Source organism: Pseudomonas sp. Y24-6 (genome assembly GCF_020295325.1).
Lineage (GTDB): Bacteria > Pseudomonadota > Gammaproteobacteria > Pseudomonadales > Pseudomonadaceae > Aquipseudomonas > Aquipseudomonas gregormendelii.
Genome location: NZ_JACBXG010000010.1, coordinates 147100 through 169979, shown reverse-complemented (window position 1 = coordinate 169979; position 22880 = coordinate 147100). Strand labels below are relative to the sequence as shown.

The 22880-nt window shown below is 60.5% G+C and carries 19 protein-coding genes; 13 read left to right on the top strand and 6 right to left on the bottom strand.

The genetic code is table 11. From position 1 onward, the window contains the following. Window positions 1-107 precede the first annotated feature (107 nt). From dgcB to HYI44_RS19760, 3 genes are read left to right on the top strand one after another with little or no spacing between them, the layout of a single operon-like run. Window positions 108-2060: a dimethylglycine demethylation protein DgcB gene (dgcB, locus tag HYI44_RS19770; RefSeq protein ID WP_122841204.1), complete on the top strand. Its 1953-nt coding sequence runs from the start codon at window positions 108-110 to the stop codon at window positions 2058-2060. Further along, window positions 2060-3280, top strand: coding sequence for an electron transfer flavoprotein subunit alpha/FixB family protein (locus HYI44_RS19765; protein ID WP_225570261.1), 1221 nt, complete (start codon window positions 2060-2062; stop codon window positions 3278-3280). Before dgcB ends, HYI44_RS19765 begins: the two co-directional genes overlap by 1 nt. A 15-nt stretch (window positions 3281-3295) precedes the next feature. Then, window positions 3296-4066, top strand: coding sequence for an electron transfer flavoprotein subunit beta (locus tag HYI44_RS19760; protein WP_225570260.1), 771 nt, complete (start codon window positions 3296-3298; stop codon window positions 4064-4066). Between the two features lie 695 nt (window positions 4067-4761). Here the strand turns inward: HYI44_RS19760 and gbcA are convergent. Then, a complete protein-coding gene (gene gbcA / locus HYI44_RS19755) occupies window positions 4762-6057 on the bottom strand; it encodes a glycine-betaine demethylase subunit GbcA (protein ID WP_045059905.1) in 1296 nt (431 codons plus the stop codon). Window positions 6058-6352: 295 nt separating this feature from the next. On the opposite strand from gbcA, the gene gbcB reads away from it, so the two are divergent. Further along, the gene (gbcB, locus tag HYI44_RS19750; RefSeq protein WP_045059906.1) at window positions 6353-7453 is read left to right on the top strand and encodes a glycine-betaine demethylase subunit GbcB; all 1101 of its coding nucleotides are present in this window, start codon (window positions 6353-6355) and stop codon (window positions 7451-7453) included. 211 nt (window positions 7454-7664) lie between these two features. Here the strand turns inward: gbcB and HYI44_RS19745 are convergent, their stop codons facing one another. After that, window positions 7665-8705 carry a low specificity L-threonine aldolase gene (locus tag HYI44_RS19745; protein ID WP_045059907.1) on the bottom strand — a complete coding sequence of 347 codons (1041 nt, stop codon included), beginning with the start codon at window positions 8703-8705 and terminating at the stop codon, window positions 7665-7667. A 132-nt stretch (window positions 8706-8837) separates the two neighbouring features. Between HYI44_RS19745 and HYI44_RS19740 the strand changes: the two genes are divergently transcribed. From HYI44_RS19740 to fdhA, 8 genes are all read left to right on the top strand, one after another. After that, window positions 8838-9554, top strand: a complete 717-nt coding sequence (locus HYI44_RS19740) for a TraX family protein (RefSeq protein ID WP_225570259.1) — start codon at window positions 8838-8840, stop codon at window positions 9552-9554. 282 nt (window positions 9555-9836) lie between these two features. After that, on the top strand, window positions 9837-11090 hold the full coding sequence (gene glyA, locus HYI44_RS19735; RefSeq protein ID WP_122841208.1) for a serine hydroxymethyltransferase: 1254 nt from the start codon (window positions 9837-9839) through the stop codon (window positions 11088-11090). A 23-nt stretch (window positions 11091-11113) separates the two neighbouring features. After that, window positions 11114-12364 carry a sarcosine oxidase subunit beta gene (locus tag HYI44_RS19730; RefSeq protein WP_007947735.1) on the top strand — a complete coding sequence of 417 codons (1251 nt, stop codon included), beginning with the start codon at window positions 11114-11116 and terminating at the stop codon, window positions 12362-12364. 14 nt (window positions 12365-12378) lie between these two features. Then, a complete protein-coding gene (locus tag HYI44_RS19725) occupies window positions 12379-12708 on the top strand; it encodes a sarcosine oxidase subunit delta (protein ID WP_045059910.1) in 330 nt (109 codons plus the stop codon). Continuing rightward, complete coding sequence (locus HYI44_RS19720) at window positions 12705-15722, top strand: sarcosine oxidase subunit alpha (protein WP_225570258.1); 3018 nt, start codon at window positions 12705-12707, stop codon at window positions 15720-15722. The genes HYI44_RS19725 and HYI44_RS19720 overlap by 4 nt, the downstream gene beginning before the upstream one ends. Before the next feature lie 130 nt (window positions 15723-15852). After that, window positions 15853-16485 (top strand): sarcosine oxidase subunit gamma, encoded by a 633-nt coding sequence (locus tag HYI44_RS19715; protein WP_122841211.1) that lies wholly within the window; start codon window positions 15853-15855, stop codon window positions 16483-16485. Between the two features lie 156 nt (window positions 16486-16641). After that, window positions 16642-17499: a formyltetrahydrofolate deformylase gene (purU, locus tag HYI44_RS19710; protein ID WP_122841212.1), complete on the top strand. Its 858-nt coding sequence runs from the start codon at window positions 16642-16644 to the stop codon at window positions 17497-17499. Window positions 17500-17708: 209 nt separating this feature from the next. Further along, window positions 17709-18908 carry a formaldehyde dehydrogenase, glutathione-independent gene (gene fdhA / locus HYI44_RS19705; protein WP_053163059.1) on the top strand — a complete coding sequence of 400 codons (1200 nt, stop codon included), beginning with the start codon at window positions 17709-17711 and terminating at the stop codon, window positions 18906-18908. 139 nt (window positions 18909-19047) lie between these two features. On the opposite strand, the gene HYI44_RS19700 is transcribed toward fdhA, so the two are convergent. Genes HYI44_RS19700 through HYI44_RS19690 form a run of 3 tightly spaced genes read right to left on the bottom strand, consistent with a single transcriptional unit; the run spans window position 19048 to window position 21013 of the window. Beyond that, window positions 19048-19722, bottom strand: coding sequence for an anti-sigma factor domain-containing protein (locus tag HYI44_RS19700; RefSeq protein ID WP_122841213.1), 675 nt, complete (start codon window positions 19720-19722; stop codon window positions 19048-19050). After that, the gene (locus tag HYI44_RS19695) at window positions 19719-20363 is read right to left on the bottom strand and encodes a sigma-70 family RNA polymerase sigma factor (RefSeq protein ID WP_122841214.1); all 645 of its coding nucleotides are present in this window, start codon (window positions 20361-20363) and stop codon (window positions 19719-19721) included. Before HYI44_RS19695 ends, HYI44_RS19700 begins: the two co-directional genes overlap by 4 nt. Before the next feature lie 56 nt (window positions 20364-20419). Next, entirely contained in the window at window positions 20420-21013 is a 594-nt protein-coding gene (locus HYI44_RS19690; protein ID WP_122841215.1) for a fasciclin domain-containing protein, read from the bottom strand. A gap of 319 nt (window positions 21014-21332) precedes the next feature. On the opposite strand from HYI44_RS19690, the gene HYI44_RS19685 reads away from it, so the two are divergent. Then, entirely contained in the window at window positions 21333-21890 is a 558-nt protein-coding gene (locus HYI44_RS19685) for a DUF2780 domain-containing protein (RefSeq protein WP_122841216.1), read from the top strand. Between the two features lies 1 nt (window position 21891). Here the strand turns inward: HYI44_RS19685 and HYI44_RS19680 are convergent, their stop codons facing one another. Then, entirely contained in the window at window positions 21892-22779 is an 888-nt protein-coding gene (locus HYI44_RS19680; protein WP_122841217.1) for an acyltransferase, read from the bottom strand. Between the last annotated feature and the right edge of the window lie 101 nt (window positions 22780-22880).

Here is a 22880-nt window from a genome sequence, read left to right as displayed (position 1 = left end):
TGCGATCTTTTGCTCGTGTTTTTCAAGATCAAGATCAAAAGATCGCAGCCTGCGGCAGCTCCTACGCCGAACGCGTTTCTCCAAGATGTACTGGTGGGAGCTTCACCATGTTGAACACCCTTCTTCCAATCCTGTTGTTCGCCGCCTTGGGCCTGGCTGTCCTTGGCGCGTTGCGGCGGGTGGCCATGTGGCGTCGGGGCCGGGCTTCCAAAGTCGACCTGATCGGCGGCCTGCTTGCCATGCCAAAGCGCTACATGGTCGACTTGCACCACGTGGTGGCGCGGGACAAATACATCGCCAATACCCACGTCGCCACCGCCGGTGGTGCGGTGGCTTCCGCCGTGCTGGCGATCCTGGTTCACGGTTTCGGCCTGCATAACCGCTTCCTCGGGTATGCACTGCTGCTGATGACTGCCGTGATGTTCGTGGGGGCGATTTTCGTCTACCTGCGCCGACGCAATCCTCCGGCCCGTTTGTCCAAAGGCCCGTGGATGCGCCTGCCGAAAAGTCTCCTGGCGTTCTCCGCTTCGTTTTTCCTGGTGACCCTGCCAGTCGCAGGCATCCTCCCGGAAAATTTCGGCGGCTGGATCCTGGCGGCAATCCTGTTTGTCGGCGTGTTGTGGGGCGTCTGCGAGTTGTTCTTCGGCATGACTTGGGGCGGCCCGATGAAGCACGCCTTTGCCGGTGCTCTGCACCTGGCCTGGCACCGTCGCGCCGAGCGCTTTGGCGGCGGTCGCTCCACCGGTTTGAAACCGCTGGATCTGAACGATCCGACCGCGCCACTGGGTGTGGAAAAGCCCAAGGATTTCACCTGGAACCAGTTGCTCGGATTCGACGCTTGCGTACAGTGTGGCAAGTGCGAGGCTGCGTGCCCGGCATTTGCTGCCGGCCAGCCGTTGAACCCGAAAAAACTGATTCAGGACATGGTCGTTGGCCTGGCCGGTGGCACCGATGCCAAGTTTGCCGGCAGCCCATACCCAGGCAAGCCCATCGGTGAGCACGCCGGCAATCCGCATCAACCGATCGTCAACGGTCTGGTGGACGCCGAAACCCTATGGTCCTGTACCACTTGCCGCGCCTGCGTTGAAGAGTGCCCGATGATGATCGAGCACGTCGATGCCATCGTCGACATGCGCCGCCATCTGACCCTGGAAAAAGGCGCGACCCCGAACAAGGGCGCCGAAGTCCTGGAAAACCTGATTGCCACCGACAACCCCGGCGGCTTCGCCCCGGGAGGCCGGATGAACTGGGCGGCGGACTTGAACCTCAATCTGATGAGCGAGAAAAAATCCGTCGACGTGCTGTTCTGGGTCGGCGACGGTGCCTTCGACATGCGCAACCAGCGCACCCTGCGTGCGTTTGTCAAAGTGCTGAAAGCGGCCAGGGTCGACTTCGCGGTTTTGGGCCTTGAAGAACGCGACAGCGGAGACGTGGCACGGCGACTGGGTGACGAAGCGACGTTCCAGCTGTTGGCCAAACGCAATATCCAGACCCTGGCCAGGTACAGCTTCAACCGCATCGTCACCTGTGACCCCCATAGCTTCCACGTGTTGAAGAACGAGTACGGCGCCTTCGACGGCAACTACCTCGTGCAGCACCACAGCACCTACATGGCAGAAATAATTGCTGCCGGCGCCCTTAGCCTCGGTCAGCACAAAGGCAGCAGCGTCACCTATCACGACCCGTGCTACCTCGGTCGATACAACGGCGAGTACGAAGCGCCCCGTGAAGTGCTGCGTGCCCTTGGCATCGAAGTCAAAGAGATGCAGCGTTCAGGTTTCCGTTCCCGTTGCTGCGGCGGCGGTGGCGGTGCGCCGATCACCGACATCCCGGGCAAGCAACGAATCCCCGACATGCGCATGGAAGACATTCGCGAAACCGGCGCCGAACTGGTGGCAGTCGGTTGTCCACAGTGCACCGCGATGCTTGAGGGCGTGGTCGAACCGCGACCGCTGATCAAGGACATCGCTGAACTGGTGGCCGACGCGCTGCTCGAAGAGGCGGTGCCGAACAAGCCCAATGCACCGGTGCAACATGAAGAACCTGCGGAGGCCCACTGATGAGCGACATTATCCGCCGCGATCCGCGCGCCGAATGGATCGCCCGCAACCGCCTGCACCCGCTGCACGCGGCCATGCAACCGGCGCAACACAGCTGGATGGGGCCTAACGGGGTCATCCGCAAGAACCCCCACGGCGTCGGCTTTATCGGGCCCAACGGGCTGAAGCGCATCGACCGCAGCGGGGCCCAGCAAGGTGGGGCGACCAAGCGTACCGCCGCTGTAGAAGTACAATTGCCGCTGCATCAGGTGCCTGCGCCGGCGTTCTATATTTGCGTGGTCCCGGACATGGTCGGTGGCCGCCTGAGCAGTCACGACCGTGACTTGCTGGGGCTGGCTCATCAATTGGCCGGCTCGGACGGCGCGGTATTGGCTGTGGTGTTCGGTGAACACAAGGAAAGCACATTTGCCACCGCTGGCGTGGATCGCCTGTTGGTGCTGGACGGCGAGGAATTCAGCGGTTATGCACCGGAACAACGAGTGCAGGGCCTGCGGGCTGTGGATAACCAGTTCAATCCGCGTCACTGGTTGTTGCCGGACAGCCGTACCGGTGGTGGCGAACTAGGCCGTCGCTTTGCCGCAGCCTCGGGCGAACGCCCCGCAACAAGGGTCTGGCAGGTCAAGGACCAGGAGTGCATCGGCCGCGCCGGTGCTGGCCTGCAGGATCTTGCCCGACCGGTTGCGCGCCTGATTCTGGCTGCCGTCGAATGTGCCGAACCGGTCAGTGAAAGCCGTCATGAAGTCTTGCCGGTGGAGTTATCCACAGCCGTGGCGCGCAGCCTTTCGCGCATCGAAGATCTGGGCGCAGTGGCTGTCGATCCGGCAGCTATTCCCATGGCCGAAGCGGAATTCATCTTCTCTGGCGGGAACGGCGTCAAGGATTGGGGACTTTTCCACAGTACCGCCCAAGCGTTGGGCGCTACCGAAGGCGCATCGCGGGTAGCGGTGGACGACGGCTTCATGGCGCGCGACCGTCAGGTCGGTGCGTCCGGCACCTGGGTCACCGCACGGGTCTATGTAGCGGTGGGGATTTCCGGGGCGATCCAGCACCTGCAAGGCATTGGTGCCTGTGACAAGGTGGTGGCGATCAATCTCGACCCCCGTTGCGACATGATCAAACGGGCCGACCTGTCGGTGATCGGCGAGAGTGCCGAGATTCTACAAGCCTTGATCGATGCGGTAGCGGCTTACCGGAACGACGCCAAGCGCGATGCGGCTTAAGGGAAGGAAAAGGTCATGAGCACGAAAATCATCAGCCTGGTGTCCATCGGCGCCCACCCGACCTCCGGCCGGCCACGTCGCGCTGAGCAGGATGCGCGCGCGGTAGAACTGGGCCTGCAACTGGCTGGGGATAACTTGCAAGTCCTGCACGCAGGCGACGTCGCCGAGCCTGCCTTACGTGCCTATCTGGGTATGGGCCTTGAGCAACTGCATGTACTGGAACAACCGCAGGGCGCCGATGCATTGCCCGCATTGACCGCCTACTTGCGTGAAGCCGGCGCCCAAGTGGTACTCACCGGCAGCCAGGCGGAAACCGGCGAAGGGTCGGGCATGCTGCCGTTCCTGCTGGCTGAAAGCCTTGGTTGGCCGCTGGTAGTAGGGCTGGCACAAGTGGAATCCATCGACGGTAATTGCGCACTGGTGCTGCAGGCATTGCCGCGAGGCCAGCGTCGTCGCTTGAAGGTTCGCCTGCCGTTCCTGGCGACTGTGGATAACGCTGCGCCAAAACCACGGCAAAGCGCCTACGGCCCGGCGCGACGCGGCTTGTTGCAGGCGGACGAAGTCGAAGTATTCGACGATGAGTTACTCGCAGTAGCGACCCTGCAACCGGCCAAGCCACGGCCGAAACGCTTGAAGGTGATCAAGGCCAAAAGTGGCGCTGATCGCATGAAGGCCGCGACGGCCAAGGCCAGTGGCGGGGGCGGGCAGGTTTTGAAGGGATTGACTGCGCAAGCCGGCGCCGACGCGATCCTGAAGTTGTTGATCGAAGAAGGCGTCGTTCGCTAAGGCTTGCCAGCCATTCCTCGCGAGCCGCGAGCTCTGGGCCGGAGGATGCTGTGGCTTCAATACGTCAAACGATTCAGTTAATCCGGTGCTTGCTACTTGCCCACAATCGCTGTTGGCGCTTTTGTGGATAAGTTGTTTGCTGTCGGCTACGGGCGCCATAAACCGGGCTTCTCAAGCGTTTGATTAAAAAATAGCCAATCTGTCATTGTCCACTTGAATATCCTTCGAAATCGCTGATTTGGCGCGGTCGCCCCGGGTTTTCCACAGATCTCCAATAGTTGCCCCCAAAGTCTGTTGGCGCTTCTGTGGATAAGGTGTTTGCGATCCGCTGCGAGCCACGCAGGGCGTGGCTTTGAAGCATTAGATCAAAAAACGACCAGCTGCTTCGAGAAATGCAGGTTTCGGATAAGTCACGGATTTTATTTAGTTTATGCGCAGATGATTTGCGCCTATCCACAGTTGTCCCCAATTGCTGTGGGTGGAGATGTGGATAACTTGTTGGCGGAAGGCCACGAGCTGCGCACTGTATAGCGCTGAACGCAATTGATCATATTTCGTACAGTTATAACTTGGGTCGGGTGTTGTCGTTAAATATCGCAGCCTGTGTCAGCGCCTGCAGTGACGTGTGCACCGATAATTTATCGGACACAACAAAACTGCAAGCGCTGGCGCAGGCCGCGATCTTTTGACTTTGATCAACCTTGAACGGGAACGCCTTTGAGATACGGCGCAGGCTCAGCCCCCAGATTGTTCAGCAGGCGTTCGCTGTACCAGTCCACAAAGTTCACCACACCGAACTCATAGGTCTTGGAATACGGCCCAGGCTGGTAAGCCGTGGAGTTGATCCCGCGCTGGTTCTCTTCCGCCAGGCGACGGTCCTGGTCGTTGGTGGCATCCCAGACCTGGCGCATGCGATCAACGTCGTAGTCCACGCCTTCAACGGCGTCCTTGTGCACGATCCACTTGGTGGTGACCACGGTTTCCTGGGCACTGATCGGCCACACGGTGAACACAATGATGTGATCGCCCATGCAGTGGTTCCATGAGTGCGGCAGGTGCAGGATGCGCATCGATCCCAGATCGGGGTTCTTGATGCGGCCCATGAGTTTTGCGCAGCCCTGTTTGCCGTCCAGGGTCATCGAGACGGTGCCCTTGAGCAGCGGCATGCGCACGATGCGGTTACGCAGGCCGAAGCTGGCGTGGGCATAAGGGATCTTCTCGGCTTCCCAGGCAGCGGCCGAGGCGGCCACGTGGTCCTTGAACCCCTGGTCGGCGCGCGGGTCGGTGACGTCGTCCCATTCCAGCAGGGTTTTGAGCAGTTCCGGGTGCGAGGCGTTGCAGTGGTAGCACTCGCGATTGTTTTCCAGCACCAGCTTCCAGTTGGCTTTTTCAACCAGGGTGGTGGTAATCGCCACCTTGGTGTTCTCCATGTCGTAGGGTTCCATGTAGTGATTCAGCGTCGACAGGAAGTCATCGATGGCCGGCGGATTTTCCGCCAGGCTGATAAAGATGTAGCCGCCCGCAGTCTTCACGTTCACCGGCTTGAGACCGTACTGCTTCATGTCGAAGTCGGCACCCATTTCGGTGCCGGCGAACAGCAGGCGACCGTCCAGCTCGTAGGTCCATTGGTGGTAGTGACAGACCAGCTTGGCGACCTTGCCTTTTTCGCTGGTGCACAAACGCGAACCCCGGTGACGGCAGACGTTGTGGAACGCATGCACCACACCCTCGGCACCGCGGATGACGATGATCGGGTTCTTGCCGATCTGCAGGGTCAGGTAGTTGCCCTTGGTCGGGATCTCGCAGGTCATGCCGGCGATCAGCCACTCCTTCTGGAAAATTTCCTGCATGTCGATATCAAACAGCCGCTCGTCAGAGTAAAACGGCTGCGGCAGCGAGAAAGTGCGCTCGCGCTCTTGCAGCATCTGTGCGGTGGCCTTGCGTGCGGGTTCCAGCGGATCGCCCAGGCTGATTTTTGCGGTGACGTCCATCGATTTGATCCTCAAGGCCATTCTGTGTGGCCGGCGAAAGTGGCTATGTGGCCGGTTTAGCGGGTTTGCTACGCAAGGTGTAAAGAATCTGTCTTTGTGTGGAGCGAGTGTGGGGCCGGCGCTGCCCAGAACCTTATCCATGGGCGACATGGCCCAATCTGTTCCCGACGCGCAACCCCCGGTAACCAAGGGCTGGTCGCGATAAGTATGTGAATGTCGCAGATAGGTAAATGGGTGTTCCGCGCTATACGCAGAATCGCCAACACAAGGCCGACCATCGGCGGTGGAGAACAGCATGTCCAACAGCTTCCTGAACCCGGTAACCACGCAGACCTGGGCCAATGGTCGACACATCGTGCGTTGCGTCAAAGTCATCCAGGAAACCTGGGACGTGCGCACCTTCTGCTTTATGGCGGACCAGCCGATCCTGTTCTTTTTCAAGCCGGGGCAGTTCGTTACCCTTGAGCTGGAAATCGAAGGCGTGCCGATCATGCGTTCGTACACCATTTCCAGTTCCCCCTCGGTGCCGTACAGCTTTTCCGTGACCATCAAGCGCGTGCCGGGGGGCAAGGTGTCGAACTGGTTGCACGACACCCTGCACGAAGGCCAGGAGCTTGCGGTACACGGTCCGGTCGGGCTGTTCAACGCGATGGACTTCACCGCGCCAAAGGTCTTGTACCTCAGCGGTGGGGTCGGCATCACGCCAGTGATGTCCATGGCGCGCTGGTTCTACGACACCAACGGCAACGTCGACATGGTGTTCATTCACAGCGCCCGTTCACCCAAGGACATCATCTACCACCGTGAGCTGGAACACATGGCGTCGCGGATCGACAACTTCAGCCTGCACCTGATTTGCGAGAAGCATGGTCTGGGTGAGCCTTGGGCGGGGTATCGCGGTTACCTGAACCACAAGATGCTGGAACTGATGGCACCCGACTTCATGGAGCGCGAGGTGTTCTGCTGCGGCCCGACGCCGTACATGAATGCGGTCAAGCGCATGCTTGAAGCGGTCGGCTTCGACATGTCGCGTTATCACGAGGAATCCTTCGGCGCGACGCCACCGGAAGCCCGGGCGGATGCGGTGGAGCAGGCGGAAATTGCTGCCGACGCGCCGGAAGTCGATTTGGCGGATCTGCATCAGGTCGAATTTATCTCGTCCGGCAAGAGCATTCGTGTGGCACCCGGTGAAACCGTGCATGCGGCGGCGGCCAAGCTCGGTTTGCTGATTCCGAAGGCCTGCGGGATGGGTATTTGCGGTACGTGCAAGGTGTTGAAATTGGGGGGCGAGGTGGAGATGGACCACAACGGCGGAATTACCGAAGAGGACGAAGCGGAAGGGTTCATCCTGTCGTGCTGCAGCGTGCCGAAAGGGGACGTGCGCATTGAGTTTTAATCGGTATTGGTGATGACTGCTGATTGACCCTGCGGACCATGGGTGACGAAACCTGTAGGAGCTGCCGAGTGCAACGAGGCTGCGATCTTTTGATCTTGACTTCAAAACAACATCAAAAGATCGCAGCCTCGTTGCACTCGGCAGCTCCTACGGGTCCTACAGGTGCGCAGGTCCACAAGCAAGTAGCTCCGCAGGCCTGCACAGGGAAAGCTTAGCGGGACATGACCTCGCGAATGTCCGCCGCCAATTCACGTACCCGTTCCTCCTCGGTGTCCCACGAGCACATGAAGCGCGCGCCGCCGTTGCCGATGAAGGTGTAGAAGCGCCAGCCCTTGGCGGTCAGTGCGGCGATGGCCGGTTCCGACAGTTGCAGGAACACGCCGTTGGCCTGCACCGGGAACATCAGTTCCACTCCTGGAATATCGCTGACCAGCTCGGCCAGCAATTGCGCACAATGGTTGGCGTGGCGGGCGTATTTGAGCCAGGCGTCGTTTTCCAGGATCCCGACCCAGGGGGCCGAGAGGAAGCGCATTTTCGAGGCCAACTGCCCGGCCTGCTTGCAGCGGTAGTCGAAGTCTTCGGCCAGTTTGTGGTTGAAAAACAGGATCGCTTCACCCACCGCCATGCCGTTTTTCGTACCGCCAAAGCACAGCACGTCGACACCGGCCTTCCAGGTCAGGTCCGCTGGAGAGCAGCCGAGAAAAGCGCAGGCGTTGGAGAATCGCGCGCCGTCCATGTGCAGGTTCAGGCCGAGCTCCTTGCAAGTGGCGCTGATGGCACGGATTTCTTCAGGGGTGTAGATGCTGCCGACTTCAGTGGCCTGGGTCAGGGTCACGACCCGGGGTTTTGGGTAGTGAATATCCTGGCGCTTGAGAGCGACTTCACGAATGGATGCCGGGGTCAGCTTGCCATTTTCGGTGCGCGCAACCAGCAGCTTGGAGCCGTTGGAGAAGAATTCCGGCGCGCCGCATTCGTCGGTCTCGACGTGGGCGGTTTCCGAGCAGATTACGCTGTGGTAACTCTGGCACAGCGACGACAGGGCCAGGGAGTTGGCAGCAGTGCCGTTGAAGGCGAAGAACACTTCGCAGTCGGTTTCGAACAGTTTGCGGAATTGATCGGACGCGCGTGCGGTCCATTCATCGTCGCCATAAGCACGCTGGTGGCCGTGGTTGGCCTGCTCCATGGCAGCCCAGGCTTCAGGGCAGATACCGGAATAGTTGTCGCTGGCGAATTGTTGGCTCTTGTCGGTCATGGCCGGCTTCCGTGATCGAAGCTCTTATGGTGAAGAGCATTCGTGGTCAATGATGGTGCGCACTTTACCGAAGATCGTCCGGGGAGCACACGGGATGCTGCTTTCGAAAAAATACAGCGTTGGCGGACAATTATGCACATGACTCGGCGCGATGGTGCACTCGATCTGCTCAAGTGGCTGGCGCTTTTGAGCATGGTGCTCGATCACCTGCGATATGTCGGCTATTCCATTGATATCCTGTTTGCGCCGGGGCGATTGGCGTTCCCATGGTTCTGCCTGGCAATGGCTGCGAACCTGGCGCGCATGGGCGTATCCCGCGCCGGCACTCCGTGGCGGTATCTGCTGTGGTTGGTGGTGTTCAGCGCCATCAGCGAGATCCCGTATCGGCTGTTCATGCCGGCGCCCGACACGCTGAACGTGCTGCCCACGCTGGTTCTGGGGTTGTTGGTGGCGCGCGGTTGGCAGCAGCAAACGCTGGAATCGCGTCTGCTCGCGCTGGGTGCATTGGTACTGGCTGCATTGTTCCCGGAACGACTGATGTTCGGGTTCTTCGGCGTGCTGTTGCCGCTGGCGATGCTGCTGGTGATCAGGCGGCCCTGGTATTACAGCCTGTTGCCAGGGGTGGTGGGCCTGGCGGCGAATCAATGGCAAGTGCTATATCCGGCGGCGCAGTTTGGCAATGTCGCCGCCATCTGGGGCATTGTCACTTGTCTGATCGCGCCATGGCTGGGGATGGTCTTGTTGCAACATGCCAAACATCTCAAGCCTGTGCCAATGCGACGCTGGGCGTATGCGTTGTATCCGCTGCATTTCCTTGTGCTGTTACTCGTCCGCGAAATCATCGCTTAACCCTGTGGGAGCTGGCTTGCCAGCGATAGCGGCGTCACATCCAGCATTGATGGCGGCTGACACACCGCCATCGCTGGGAAGCCAGCTCCCACAGGGTTTTTCGTTGATTTGAGGATTGTGTTCGGCATGCCATTTGCGCCCATGTCGTAAACGCACCTTTGCGTGGCGTCCGTAGGCATTTGGCCTGTCTGCGCCGGTCATACCATCGCATCAAAGGGCACTGTCGCAACACCAGTGCCTCACCGAGACGAATGGCGCACAGATGCCGCTGGGAGAGACGCGATGTTCAGCAAGCAAGACCAGATCCAGGGTTACGACGATGCACTGCTGGCGGCGATGAATGCCGAGGAGCAACGTCAGGAAGATCATATCGAGCTGATCGCGTCCGAAAACTACACCAGCAAGCGCGTGATGCAAGCGCAAGGCAGCGGCCTGACCAACAAATACGCCGAAGGCTACCCAGGCAAGCGCTACTACGGTGGCTGCGAGCACGTCGACAAGGTTGAAGCGCTGGCCATCGAGCGCGCCAAGCAACTGTTTGGTGCCGATTACGCCAACGTCCAGCCGCATTCCGGCAGCCAGGCTAACGCCGCTGTCTATCTGGCCCTGCTGAACGCAGGCGATACCGTGCTGGGCATGAGCCTGGCCCACGGCGGTCACCTGACTCACGGCGCCAAGGTCAGCTTCTCCGGCAAGCTCTACAACGCCGTGCAGTACGGCATCGACACCACCACCGGCCTGATCGACTACGACGAAGTCGAGCGCCTGGCGGTCGAGCACAAGCCGAAAATGATTATCGCCGGGTTCTCCGCCTACTCCAAGACTCTGGACTTCCCGCGCTTCCGCCAGATCGCTGACAAAGTCGGTGCCTACTTCTTCGTCGACATGGCGCACGTCGCCGGTCTGGTCGCTGCCGGGCTGTACCCGAACCCTCTGCCATACGCCGACGTGGTCACCACCACCACCCACAAGACCCTGCGCGGTCCAAGGGGTGGCTTGATCCTGGCCAAGGCCAACGAAGAGCTGGAAAAGAAATTCAACGCTGCCGTGTTCCCCGGCGGCCAGGGCGGCCCGCTGATGCACGTGATCGCCGGTAAGGCGGTGTGCTTCAAGGAAGCGCTGGAGCCAGGTTTCAAGGCGTACCAGCAGCAAGTGATCGACAACGCCCAGGCCATGGCCGGCGTATTTATCAATCGCGGCTACGATGTAGTGTCCGGCGGCACCGATAACCACCTGTTCCTGGTCAGCCTGATCCGTCAGGGCCTAACCGGCAAAGAAGCGGATGCAGCACTCGGCCGCGCTCACATCACCGTGAACAAGAACGCTGTTCCGAACGATCCACAGTCGCCGTTCGTGACCTCTGGCCTGCGCATCGGCACTCCGGCGGTGACGACTCGCGGCTTCAAGGTGACGCAGTGCGTCACGCTGGCCGGCTGGATCTGCGACATCCTCGACAACCTCGGCGACGCCGACGTAGAAGCAAATGTTGCCCAGCAAGTGACGGCCCTGTGCGCGGACTTCCCGGTTTATCGCTGAGCGCGGTTTTGGAGTAAATGACTATGCAACGGTATTCGGGCTTCGGCCTCTTCAAACACTCCCTCAGCCATCACGAAAACTGGCAGAAAATGTGGCGCACGCCGACCCCTAAAAAGGTCTATGACGTGGTCATCGTCGGCGGTGGCGGGCATGGTCTCGCGACCGCCTACTACCTCGCCAAGGAACACGGCATCACCAATGTGGCCGTGGTCGAGAAAGGCTGGCTGGGCGGCGGTAACACCGCGCGCAACACCACCATCGTTCGTTCCAACTACCTGTGGGACGAGTCGGCGCACCTGTACGAACACGCGATGAAACTGTGGGAAGGCCTGTCACAGGACCTGAACTACAACGTGATGTTCTCCCAGCGCGGCGTCTACAACCTGTGCCACACCCTGCAGGACATCCGTGATTCCGAGCGTCGGGTCAGCGCCAACCGCCTCAACGGCGTGGACGGTGAACTGCTCGATGCCAAGCAAGTGGCCGACGAGATTCCGTACCTCGACTGCTCGAAAAACACTCGCTACCCGGTGATGGGCGCCACTGTCCAGCGTCGCGGCGGCGTGGCCCGTCACGATGCCGTGGCCTGGGGCTTTGCCCGTGCCGCCGATGCACTGGGTGTGGACCTGATCCAGCAGACCGAAGTGATCGGCTTCCGCAAGGAAAACGGCGTATGCATCGGCGTGGAAACCAACAAGGGCTTCATCGGCGCCAAGCGCGTTGGCGTGGTGACAGCCGGTAACTCCGGACACATGGCAAAGCTGGCGGGTTTCCGTCTGCCGATCGAATCCCACCCGCTGCAAGCGCTGGTATCCGAGCCGATCAAGCCGATTATCGACAGCGTGATCATGTCCAACGCCGTACACGGTTACATCAGCCAGTCCGACAAGGGCGACCTGGTGATCGGCGCCGGTATCGACGGCTACAACGGCTACGGCCAGCGCGGTTCGTACCCGGTGATCGAGCACACCATCCAGGCCATCGTCGAGATGTTCCCGGTGTTGTCCCGCGTGCGCATGAACCGGCAGTGGGGTGGCATCGTCGACACCACGCCGGACGCCTGCCCGATCATTTCAAAAACTCCGGTGCCGAACATGTTCTTCAACTGCGGTTGGGGCACCGGTGGCTTCAAGGCAACACCCGGCTCGGGCAACGTATTTGCCGCGAGCCTGGCCAAGGGTGAAATGCACCCATTGGCTGCACCTTTCTCCATCGACCGTTTCCACAACGGTGCGTTGATCGATGAACACGGCGCTGCTGCGGTTGCCCACTAACAGGAGAAATACCCATGTTGCATATCTTCTGTCCTCACTGCGGCGAGCTGCGCTCCGAAGAGGAATTTCACGCATCCGGCCAGGCGCACATACCGCGTCCACTGGACCCGACCTCCTGCACCGACGAGGAGTGGGGCGACTATATGTTCTTCCGCGATAACCCTCGCGGCCTGCACCATGAGCTGTGGATTCACGCCGCCGGTTGCCGTCAGTACTTCAACGCCACCCGCGACACCGTGACCTACGAAATTCTCGAAACCTACAAGATCGGCACCAAGCCACAATTCACCGACAAGACCGACAGCCCGAAAGCGGCCGCCACGGCTCTGGGAGAGAAGGTATGAGCCAGATCAATCGCCTGTCCAACGGCGGACGCATCGACCGCAACAAAGTGCTGAGCTTCACGTTCAACGGCCAGACCTACAAGGGCTATGAAGGTGACTCCCTGGCCGCCGCGCTGATCGCCAACGGCGTGGATATCATCGGTCGCAGCTTCAAGTATTCCCGCCCACGCGGCATCTTCGCCGCAGGTGCTGAAGAGCCGAACGCAGTGCTGCAGATCGGCGCAACCGAAGCCACGCAGATCCCCAACGTACGCGCCACGCAACAGGCGCTGTATCAAGGCCTGGTCGCCACCAGCACCAACGGCTGGCCAAGTGTGAACAACGACATGATGGGCATTCTGGGCAAGGTCGGCGGCAAGCTGATGCCGCCGGGCTTTTACTACAAAACCTTCATGTACCCGCAATCGTTCTGGATGACCTACGAGAAGTACATTCGTAAGGCCGCAGGTCTTGGTCGCTCGCCGACCGAGAACGATCCGGACACCTACGACTACATGAACCAGCACTGCGACGTGCTGATCGTTGGCGGTGGCCCTGCTGGCCTGGCCGCGGCACTGGCGGCTGCGCGCAGCGGTGCCCGGGTGATCCTGGCCGATGAACAGGAAGAGTTCGGCGGCAGCCTGCTCGATTCCCGCGAAAGCCTGGACGGCAAGCCTGCCGTGGAATGGATCGCCAGCGTCATCGACGAACTGAAGAATACCCCGGACGTGCTGCTGTTGCCGCGTGCCACGGTCAACGGTTACCACGACCATAACTTCCTGACCATTCACGAGCGCCTCACCGATCACCTCGGCGATCGCGCCCCGATCGGCCAGGTGCGTCAACGCATTCATCGCGTCCGCGCCAAGCGCGTGGTGCTGGCGACCGGTGCTCACGAGCGTCCGCTGGTCTACGGCAACAACGACGTGCCGGGCAACATGCTTGCCGGTGCCGTCTCGACTTACGTTCGTCGGTATGGCGTCGCACCGGGCAAAAAGCTTGTCCTGAGCACCAACAACGACCACGCCTATCGCGTGGCGCTGGATTGGCTCGATGCCAGCCTGCAGGTCGTGGCTATCGCTGATGCGCGCAGCAATCCGCGCGGCGCGCTGGTGGAAGAGGCGCGCGCCAAAGGCATTCGCATCCTGACCGGCAGTGCCGTGATCGAGGCTCGCGGCACCAAGCGCGTGACTGGCGCGCGCATTGCTGCCATTGACGTTAAAGGGCACAAGGTCACCAGCCCCGGCGAATGGCTGGACTGCGACCTGGTGGTCAGCTCCGGCGGCTACAGCCCGGTGGTGCACCTGGCGTCGCACCTGGGAGGCAAGCCGACCTGGCGTGAAGACATCCTCGGTTTTGTACCGGGCGAGGCACCGCAAAAACGCGTATGCGTCGGCGGTATCAATGGCGTCTACGGTCTGGGTGATTCCCTGGCCGATGGCTTTGAAGGTGGCGCCCGTGCCGCCAGCGAAGCCGGTTTCGGGGTGGTCGAAGGTACTTTGCCTAAAGCCCTGAGCCGCCTCGAAGAGCCAACCCTGGCGCTGTTCCAGGTGCCCCACGAGAAGAATTCGGCCCGTGCGCCCAAGCAATTCGTCGACTTCCAGAACGACGTCACCGCCGGTGGCATCGAACTGGCGACCCGCGAAGGTTTCGAGTCGGTGGAGCACGTCAAACGCTACACCGCACTGGGCTTCGGCACCGATCAGGGCAAGCTGGGTAACGTCAACGGCCTGGCCATCGCCGCCCGCTCGCTGAACGTCACCATCCCGCAGATGGGCACCACGATGTTCCGTCCCAACTACACGCCGGTGACTTTCGGTGCCGTAGCCGGTCGTCACTGTGGGCACATCTTCGAGCCTGTGCGTTTCACTGCATTGCATCACTGGCATGTGAAAAACGGCGCCGAGTTTGAAGACGTCGGCCAATGGAAACGCCCATGGTATTTCCCGAAAAACGGTGAAGACCTGCATGCCGCGGTCAAGCGCGAATGCAAGGCCGTACGCGACAGCGTCGGTCTGCTGGATGCTTCGACCCTGGGCAAGATCGACATCCAGGGCCCGGACGCCCGCGAATTCCTCAACCGCATCTACACCAACGCCTGGACCAAGCTCGATGTGGGCAAGGCGCGTTACGGCCTGATGTGCAAAGAAGACGGCATGGTGTTCGACGACGGCGTGACCGCTTGCCTGGCCGACAACCATTTTGTGATGACCACCACCACCGGCGGCGCCGCCCGGGTACTGCAATGGCTGGAAATTTACCAGCAGACCGAATGGCCAGACCTGAAGGTGTACTTCACTTCAGTGACTGATCATTGGGCAACCATGACCCTGTCCGGCCCGAACAGCCGCAAGCTGCTCAGCCAGGTCACGGACATCGACTTGAGCAACGAAGCCTTCCCGTTCATGACCTGGAAAGAAGGCGTGGTCGGCGGCGTGCCGGCGCGGGTGTTCCGGATTTCGTTCACCGGCGAGCTGTCGTATGAAGTCAACGTGCAAGCCGACTACGCGATGGGCGTGCTGGAGAAAATTGTCGAGGCGGGCAAGCAATACAACCTGACCCCGTATGGCACTGAAACCATGCACGTTCTGCGGGCCGAGAAGGGCTTCATCATCGTCGGCCAGGACACCGACGGTTCGATGACCCCGGATGACCTGAACATGGGCTGGTGTGTCGGTCGCACCAAACCGTTCTCGTGGATCGGCTGGCGCGGCATGAACCGTGAGGACTGCGTGCGCGATCAACGCAAACAGCTGGTTGGCCTGAAACCGATCGATCCGACCAAATGGCTCCCTGAGGGTGCGCAGCTGGTGTTCAACACCAAGCAGGCGATCCCGATGAGCATGGTCGGCCACGTGACCTCCAGCTACGCGCACAACTCCCTGGGCTATTCGTTTGCCATGGGCGTGGTCAAGGGCGGCCTGAACCGCATGGGCGAGCGAGTGTTCGCCCCGCTGGCGGATGGCAGCGTGATCGAGGCGGAAATCGTTTCTTCGGTGTTCTTTGATCCGAAAGGGGATCGTCAGAACGTGTAACACCACAGTACCTGTGGGAGCGTGGCCTGCCCGCGATGAACGATAACGCGGTGCTTCAGGCAGAACGCGTCGCTCCCATCGCGGGCAAGCCCGCTCCCACAGGGCACACGAATTCAGGAACAGGTGCTTTATGACCGCAGCCAATGTGTACCAACAACGCCCAACCACCGGCGCCAAGGCCGAGTCGTCGTTGCATCATGCCGACCTCGCCAGCCTGGTAGGCAAGGGTCGCAAGAATGCCGGCGTGATCGTGCGTGAGAAGAAACTCCTCGGCCACCTGACCATCCGTGGCGATGGCCACGATGCCGCGTTTTCCGAAGGGGTGCACAAGGCCCTTGGCATTGAATTGCCGGGCGCTCTGAGCGTGATCGTCAAAGGCGAGACCAGCCTGCAGTGGATGGGACCGGATGAATGGCTGCTGATCGTGCCAACCGGTGAAGAATTTGCCGCCGAGCAAAAGCTGCGTGCAGCGCTGGGTGATTTGCACATCCAGATCGTCAACGTTAGCGGCGGCCAGCAGATCCTCGAACTGAGCGGCCCGAATGTGCGCCAGGTCCTGATGAAATCGACCAGCTACGACGTGCACCCCAACAGCTTCCCCGTGGGCAAGGCCGTGGGCACGGTGTTCGCCAAGTCGCAACTGGTGATCCGCCATACCGCCGAAGACACCTGGGAGCTGCTGATCCGTCGCAGTTTCTCCGATTACTGGTGGTTGTGGTTGCAGGATGCCGCAGCCGAGTACGGCCTCAGCGTCCAGGCTTGATCACAACCGCTCACCTGTAGGAACGAGCTTGCTCGCGATGGACTTGAGGACGACGCGTTAACCCAGGCAGTACGCGTTATCGTTGGCGCCCATCGCGAGCAAGCTCGCTCCTACAGAGGTAGCGTCGTTTACCGATACCTCAGGAGTCACTGCACTATGAGCCGCGCCCCAGACACATGGATTCTGACCGCCGACTGCCCTAGCGTCCTCGGCACCGTGGACGCGGTGACGCGGTTTCTTTTCGAGCAGGGCTGCTACGTCACCGAGCACCACTCCTTCGATGATCGGCTCTCGGGACGGTTTTTCATCCGGGTGGAATTCCGTCAGCCTGACGGGTTCGATGAACAGTCATTCCGCGCCGGCTTGCAGGAGCGCGGTGAAGCGTTCGGCATGATCTTCGAACTGACTGCGCCGAACTATCGGCCAAAAGTGGTGATCATGGTGTCCAAGGCCGATCACTGCCTCAACGATCTGCTTTATCGCCAACGCATTGGCCAACTGTCCATGGACGTGGCCGCAGTGGTCTCCAATCATCCGGACCTCAAGCCCCTGGCCGACTGGCACCAGATTCCTTACTACCACTTCCCGCTCGACCCGAACGACAAGCCATCGCAAGAGCGTCAGGTGTGGCAAGTGATCGAAGAGTGCGGTGCGGAGCTGGTGATTCTTGCGCGCTACATGCAGGTCCTGTCACCGGAGCTGTGCCGCAAGCTCGATGGCAAGGCGATCAATATCCATCACTCCCTGTTGCCCGGTTTCAAGGGCGCCAAGCCGTATCACCAGGCCTATAACAAGGGCGTGAAACTGGTGGGCGCCACGGCGCACTACATCAACAACGACCTGGACGAAGGGCCGATCATTGCCCAAGGCGTGGAGGCCGTGGATCACAGTCACTACCCGGAAGACCTGATCGCCAAGGGCCGGGATATCGAAGGGCTGACCTTGGCGCGAGCGGTGGGTTATCACATTGAGCGGCGAGTGTTCCTGAACGCCAATCGCACCGTCGTTCTTTAAATCGCTATCGCTGGCAAGCCAGCTCCCACAGGGCTGAGGTCGCTCAGGAAATGTGCACGACCCTGACCTTGTGGGAGCGGGCTTGCCCGCGATGAGGCCTTCAAACACAACACAAGACACAAGACACACAGGCAATAACCCGAGCAATCAACGCGCCGCCGCTAAAAGGCGACGTGAGTGCTACATAAAAACAACAGCGAGGTGAAAGCATGTCTGGCAATCGTGGTGTGGTGTATCTCGGCGCTGGCAAGGTCGAAGTACAGAAAATTGACTATCCGAAAATGCAGGACCCGCGCGGCAGGAAGATCAACCACGCTGTGATCCTGCGCGTGGTGTCCACCAACATCTGTGGTTCCGACCAGCACATGGTGCGCGGTCGGACCACCGCTCAAACCGGCCTGGTGCTGGGGCACGAAATCACCGGTGAAGTGATCGAGAAGGGCAGCGACGTCGAGAACCTGCAAATCGGTGACCTGGTGTCCGTCCCGTTCAACGTGGCTTGCGGGCGCTGCCGTTCCTGCAAGGAAATGCACACCGGTGTCTGCCTCAGCGTTAACCCGGCACGTCCGGGCGGTGCTTACGGTTATGTCGACATGGGCGACTGGACCGGCGGCCAGGCTGAATACGCCTTGGTGCCTTACGCCGACTTCAACCTGTTGAAACTGCCAGACCGTGATCGCGCAATGGAAAAAATCCGCGACCTGACCTGCCTCTCCGACATCCTGCCGACCGGTTACCACGGCGCAGTCACTGCCGGCGTTGGCCCGGGCAGCACCGTGTACATTGCAGGCGCGGGTCCAGTCGGCCTGGCCGCTGCAGCTTCCGCTCGTCTACTGGGCGCCGCTGTGGTCATCATCGGCGACGTCAACACCGTGCGCCTGGCACACGCCAAGGCCCAGGGCTTCGAAATCGCTGACCTGTCCCTGGACACCCCACTGCATGAACAGATCGCTGCACTGCTGGGCGAGCCCGAAGTGGACTGCGCCGTCGACGCCGTGGGCTTCGAAGCGCGCGGTCATGGCCACGACGGGGTCAAGCACGAGGCCCCGGCCACGGTGCTCAACTCGTTGATGGGCGTGGTTCGTGTAGCCGGCAAAATCGGTATTCCGGGCCTGTACGTGACCGAAGATCCCGGTGCAGTGGATGCCGCAGCGAAAATGGGTAGCCTGAGCATTCGCTTTGGTCTGGGCTGGGCCAAATCCCACAGCTTCCACACCGGCCAGACGCCTGTGATGAAGTACAACCGCCAGCTGATGCAGGCGATCATGTGGGACCGTATCAACATTGCCGAAGTGGTGGGCGTGCAGGTGATCAGCCTGGATCAGGCGCCGGAAGGTTACGGCGAGTTTGATGCAGGTGTGCCGAAGAAGTTTGTGATCGATCCGCACAAGTTGTTCAGCGCGGCGTAAGCGGTTACGCAAAACAAAACGGCGACCTCCGGGTCGCCGTTTTTACATCAGAAGATCGCAGCCTTCGGCAGCTCCTATGCCGAACGCGTAACCCTGTAGGAGCTGCCGAAGGCTGCGATCTTTTGATCTTTTCGTTTGCTCACAACACCGCTAACGACCCTTGATACAACACCGGCCCCGTCGGCTGTCCGGTCGGCGAGCCACCCTTGGGCTCCAGGCTCACCGCCAACGCAATCGGTTTGCCGATCAGCACCTTTTGCGCATCGCTCAGCTCAACCTTGCCCTTGCCGCTCGCCGGAATCACGCCGAGGGACATCGGTTTGCCGTTCGCCGGTATCGCCCACAACTCCAGGCTGCGTTCCGGATCAACCGCCGCCAACGCCAGCGGCTCCACTTGCAGATAGTTGTCGTGGGCCAGAACCCTTAGCGCCGGTTGCGAATCGGCCGTCAGCAATGTCGCGCTGTATCGCGCCTCATCACGGTTGTAGAGCACGCTCAGGAACACGATGACCACCAGCGAACACAACGCCGCCGTCACCCGCATCCAGTTCCAGAAGGAACGCTTCTGTGGCACATGCAGTTTTTGTGGGTCGATACGCGCCGTGATGCCTTGCCACACGCGTTCCGGCACCGGTTGCTCGGGCAACGCTTCGGTCAGGCTGGCGAGACTGTCCTGCCAGTGCGCCAGTTCTGCGCGTAATGCCGCGTCTTCCAGCAGCAACTGTTCAAAGCGCCGACGAGCTGCTGCGGGCATCACGCCAATGGCGTAGTCGGCGGCGAGGGTTCGGCGCAGGCTCGGGGTTTGATAGTTCATGATTCAAGGCACCTGCGCAGGCGCTCCATGCCACGGCGGATCCAGGATTTGACCGAGCCCAGCGGCGCGGCCAGGTGTTCTGCCAGTTCCGAGCAGGACAGCCCTTGAAAGTACGCCACGGTAATCGATTGGCGCTGCCTGCCTTCGAGGCTTTCCAGGCAGCGGTTCAAGGCGTTGGCCTCGCGGGCGGTGTTCAATAATTCGTGGGCGGATGGGCTTTCATCCACGAGCGCCAGTTCTTCCTGATCGGTCAACGGCCGGTCGCGGTGTTTGCGCAACTGGTCGATGGCTTGATTGCGGGTGATGTTGATCATCCAGGTCAGCGGTGCCGACAGGTTCGATTCATAGCGCGAGGCGCTGTTCCAGATGCGCACGAAGCTTTCCTGTAGCACTTCTTCGGCCAGGTCTTGACGCCCCATGAATCGCAGGGCAACACCATGCAAACGCGGGCCGACACTGCGGTAAAGCGTCTCGAATGCGCGGCGGTCACCCAGCGAACACTGGGCCAGAAGCTGCCTGAGCTGATCGGTGTCGGCAATGGAAATAACGGTTCTCCAATCAGTCGAGGTGGTGAGGTGAGGCTGCGTGCGGTGCCGGTTGCAGGCAGAGGTTAGTTCACGGCGCGCAGTTGTTCCATTCACGGGCAGACACCTCGGAAAAATCCGCCGACCCCGATGCGCAGGGCCGGCGGTACAACTTAACCTTTCGGCATCAGCACTTTGTCGATGACCTGAATCACGCCGTTTGACTGGTACACGTCGTAGGTGGTGATGTCGGCGACATCACCTTTTTCATCTTTGATGGTGATGTTGTGCGGGCCGTTCATCATCGCCCAGAGCTTGCCGCCCGCCACGGTGGTGAGTTCGGTCTTGCCGCCACCGGCCTTGATCTTCTCGGTCAGGGTCATCATGTCGAGTTTGCCGGCGACGACGTGGTAGGTGAGGATTTTGGTCAGGGTGGCCTTGTTTTCAGGTTTGAGCAAAGTATCGACGGTGCCGGCGGGCAGGGCGGTGAAGGCCGAATTGACCGGTGCGAACACAGTGAATGGGCCTTTGCCTTTGAGGGTGTCGACGAGGCCGGCGGCTTTCACGGCGGCGACCAGCGTGGTGTGGTCTGAGGAGTTCACCGCGTTATCGACGATGTCTTTGCTCGGCAGCATGCTTTGGCCGCCGACCATCACCGCGTCATGGCTCATGGTTGCCGCTTGCACGATGTTCAGGGCGGATCCGCCGCCAAGGGCCAGGGTCAGCAGGCTGGCAATCAACGGCGTTTTCATCGAAGTGCGTTTCATGGTAGTGATCCTTGAGGATGGAATCGGCCAGGAATGTCTGTCCGTGCTTGATATACGCGGCGGGGTCCAGACTGGATGCACCACGAAGAAACTATTTTTAAGAGGCACAACGCCGGACCCTGCAGGAGCCTGCAATCTTTTGATCTTGATTTTGGGCGGGCTTGAATGCGCTGAAAATCAGAAGATCGCAGCCTTCGGCAGCTTCTACAGAAGCTGCGACAGGCTTACAGATGCGGGAACAATCCTCCGGGAATCCAGTCGAACGCACAGTTTTTCGCCGTTCATGGGTGGGCGGTTTATGCCTAAAGAGGTTGTCTCGATGAAGATTTCACGCGGTTTTGCACTGGCTTCGCTCATGACCCTGGCGGCCAGCCCGGTGTTCGCCGGGTTCAGCCTGGACGATCTGACCAAAGCGGCGTCGAGCATGCAGGGCGGTGATGCGGCCACGAATGCGGCGCCGACCTCGGAAACGGCGGGTCTGCTCGGCGCGTTAACTTCGCAGTTGAATGTAAAACCCGAGCAAGCCGTCGGCGGCACCGCGGCGATGCTCGGCCTGGCGAAGAATCAGCTGAGTTCGACCGACTATTCCGAACTGGCCAAAAGCGTTCCGGGGATCGACAAGTTGTCGGGCGGTGGTGAGCTGGGCGCGTTGGCCGGTTTGCTCGGCTCGAACGGCAAGGCGGCAGGGCTGGACAATGCCCTGGGCACCGTCAAAGACACCAACGACTTGAACAATGCGTTCAGCGCACTGGGCATGGACACCGGCATGATCGGCCAGTTTGCCCCCTTGATCCTGCAATACCTCGGTCAACAGGGCGTGGGTGGTTCGCTGCTGCAAAGCCTCGGCGGCATCTGGGGCGCAGGTACCGGCACTTGATTCAGCGGCGCCCGGCGCGCAAGGCGTCGATGCGCTGATCTTTTTCGATCCAGAGCTGGTTGACCCAGTTCTGGATTGTTTCGCGAAAAACCGGATCGTTCTCGTAATCGCCCTGCCACAGCGCGGGGTCGAGTTCGCGGGTGTTGATGTCAATGATGACCCTCGGCAAGTTGCCGCTGATCAGATCCCAGAAGCCCGGGATTTTCTGCTGCGGATAGACCACGGTGACGTCGAGAATCGCATCCAGCTGCTCGCCCATCGCCGCCAGAACAAACGCCACACCGCCCGCCTTGGGTTTGAGCAGGTGGGTGAACGGTGATTGCTGATGGGCGCTTTTCGCGGCAGTGAACCGGGTACCTTCCAGGTAATTGACCACTGTCACCGGCTGGCGCTTGAACAGCTCGCAGGCCGCCTTGGTGATTTTCAGATCCTGGCCGGCCAGCTCCGGGTTCTTCGCCAGGAAGGCTTTGGTATAGCGCTTCATGAACGGGTAATCCAGTGCCCACCACGCCAGCCCCAGGAAGGGCACCCAGATCAGTTCTTTCTTGAGGAAAAACTTGAAGAACGGCGTGCGCCGGTTCAGCGTCTGAATCAGCGCCGGAATATCGACCCAGGATTGATGATTGCTGATCACCAGGTAGGACGTGTCAGTGCGCAAGTTATCGCCGCCACGGATGTCCCATTGCGTGGGGATGCACAGCCGGAAGATCAGCTTGTCGACTTCCGCCCAGGTCTCGGCGATCCACATCACCGCCCCCGACGCGTAGTCGCGCAGGCGCCCTGGCAGTACCAGCTTGAGCAAGGCAAACACCATCAGCGGCCCGAACAGGACCAGGGTGTTGAGCAACAGCAGCAGGGTAACGAAACAGCCGGTGAGCAGTCGGCGCATAAGTCACTCTTGAAATCATTTGGGCGCGTCATGATAAGCAGCTTCGGACTCGAGGCCAAATCGGCGATGACAAATGTTTCACCTTGCTGGCGGTATGCTTG

What these genes read in the sequence shown, in the direction of transcription:
- dgcB (WP_122841204.1), top strand. Translation starts at nt 108, where the DNA reads ATGTTGAACACCCTTCTTCCAATCCTGTTGTTCGCCGCCTTGGGCCTG.
- HYI44_RS19765 (WP_225570261.1), top strand. Translation starts at nt 2,060, where the DNA reads ATGAGCGACATTATCCGCCGCGATCCGCGCGCCGAATGGATCGCCCGC.
- HYI44_RS19760 (WP_225570260.1), top strand. Translation starts at nt 3,296, where the DNA reads ATGAGCACGAAAATCATCAGCCTGGTGTCCATCGGCGCCCACCCGACC.
- gbcA (WP_045059905.1), bottom strand. Translation starts at nt 6,057, where the DNA reads ATGGACGTCACCGCAAAAATCAGCCTGGGCGATCCGCTGGAACCCGCA.
- gbcB (WP_045059906.1), top strand. Translation starts at nt 6,353, where the DNA reads ATGTCCAACAGCTTCCTGAACCCGGTAACCACGCAGACCTGGGCCAAT.
- HYI44_RS19745 (WP_045059907.1), bottom strand. Translation starts at nt 8,705, where the DNA reads ATGACCGACAAGAGCCAACAATTCGCCAGCGACAACTATTCCGGTATC.
- HYI44_RS19740 (WP_225570259.1), top strand. Translation starts at nt 8,838, where the DNA reads ATGCACATGACTCGGCGCGATGGTGCACTCGATCTGCTCAAGTGGCTG.
- glyA (WP_122841208.1), top strand. Translation starts at nt 9,837, where the DNA reads ATGTTCAGCAAGCAAGACCAGATCCAGGGTTACGACGATGCACTGCTG.
- HYI44_RS19730 (WP_007947735.1), top strand. Translation starts at nt 11,114, where the DNA reads ATGCAACGGTATTCGGGCTTCGGCCTCTTCAAACACTCCCTCAGCCAT.
- HYI44_RS19725 (WP_045059910.1), top strand. Translation starts at nt 12,379, where the DNA reads ATGTTGCATATCTTCTGTCCTCACTGCGGCGAGCTGCGCTCCGAAGAG.
- HYI44_RS19720 (WP_225570258.1), top strand. Translation starts at nt 12,705, where the DNA reads ATGAGCCAGATCAATCGCCTGTCCAACGGCGGACGCATCGACCGCAAC.
- HYI44_RS19715 (WP_122841211.1), top strand. Translation starts at nt 15,853, where the DNA reads ATGACCGCAGCCAATGTGTACCAACAACGCCCAACCACCGGCGCCAAG.
- purU (WP_122841212.1), top strand. Translation starts at nt 16,642, where the DNA reads ATGAGCCGCGCCCCAGACACATGGATTCTGACCGCCGACTGCCCTAGC.
- fdhA (WP_053163059.1), top strand. Translation starts at nt 17,709, where the DNA reads ATGTCTGGCAATCGTGGTGTGGTGTATCTCGGCGCTGGCAAGGTCGAA.
- HYI44_RS19700 (WP_122841213.1), bottom strand. Translation starts at nt 19,722, where the DNA reads ATGAACTATCAAACCCCGAGCCTGCGCCGAACCCTCGCCGCCGACTAC.
- HYI44_RS19690 (WP_122841215.1), bottom strand. Translation starts at nt 21,013, where the DNA reads ATGAAACGCACTTCGATGAAAACGCCGTTGATTGCCAGCCTGCTGACC.
- HYI44_RS19685 (WP_122841216.1), top strand. Translation starts at nt 21,333, where the DNA reads ATGAAGATTTCACGCGGTTTTGCACTGGCTTCGCTCATGACCCTGGCG.
- HYI44_RS19680 (WP_122841217.1), bottom strand. Translation starts at nt 22,779, where the DNA reads ATGCGCCGACTGCTCACCGGCTGTTTCGTTACCCTGCTGCTGTTGCTC.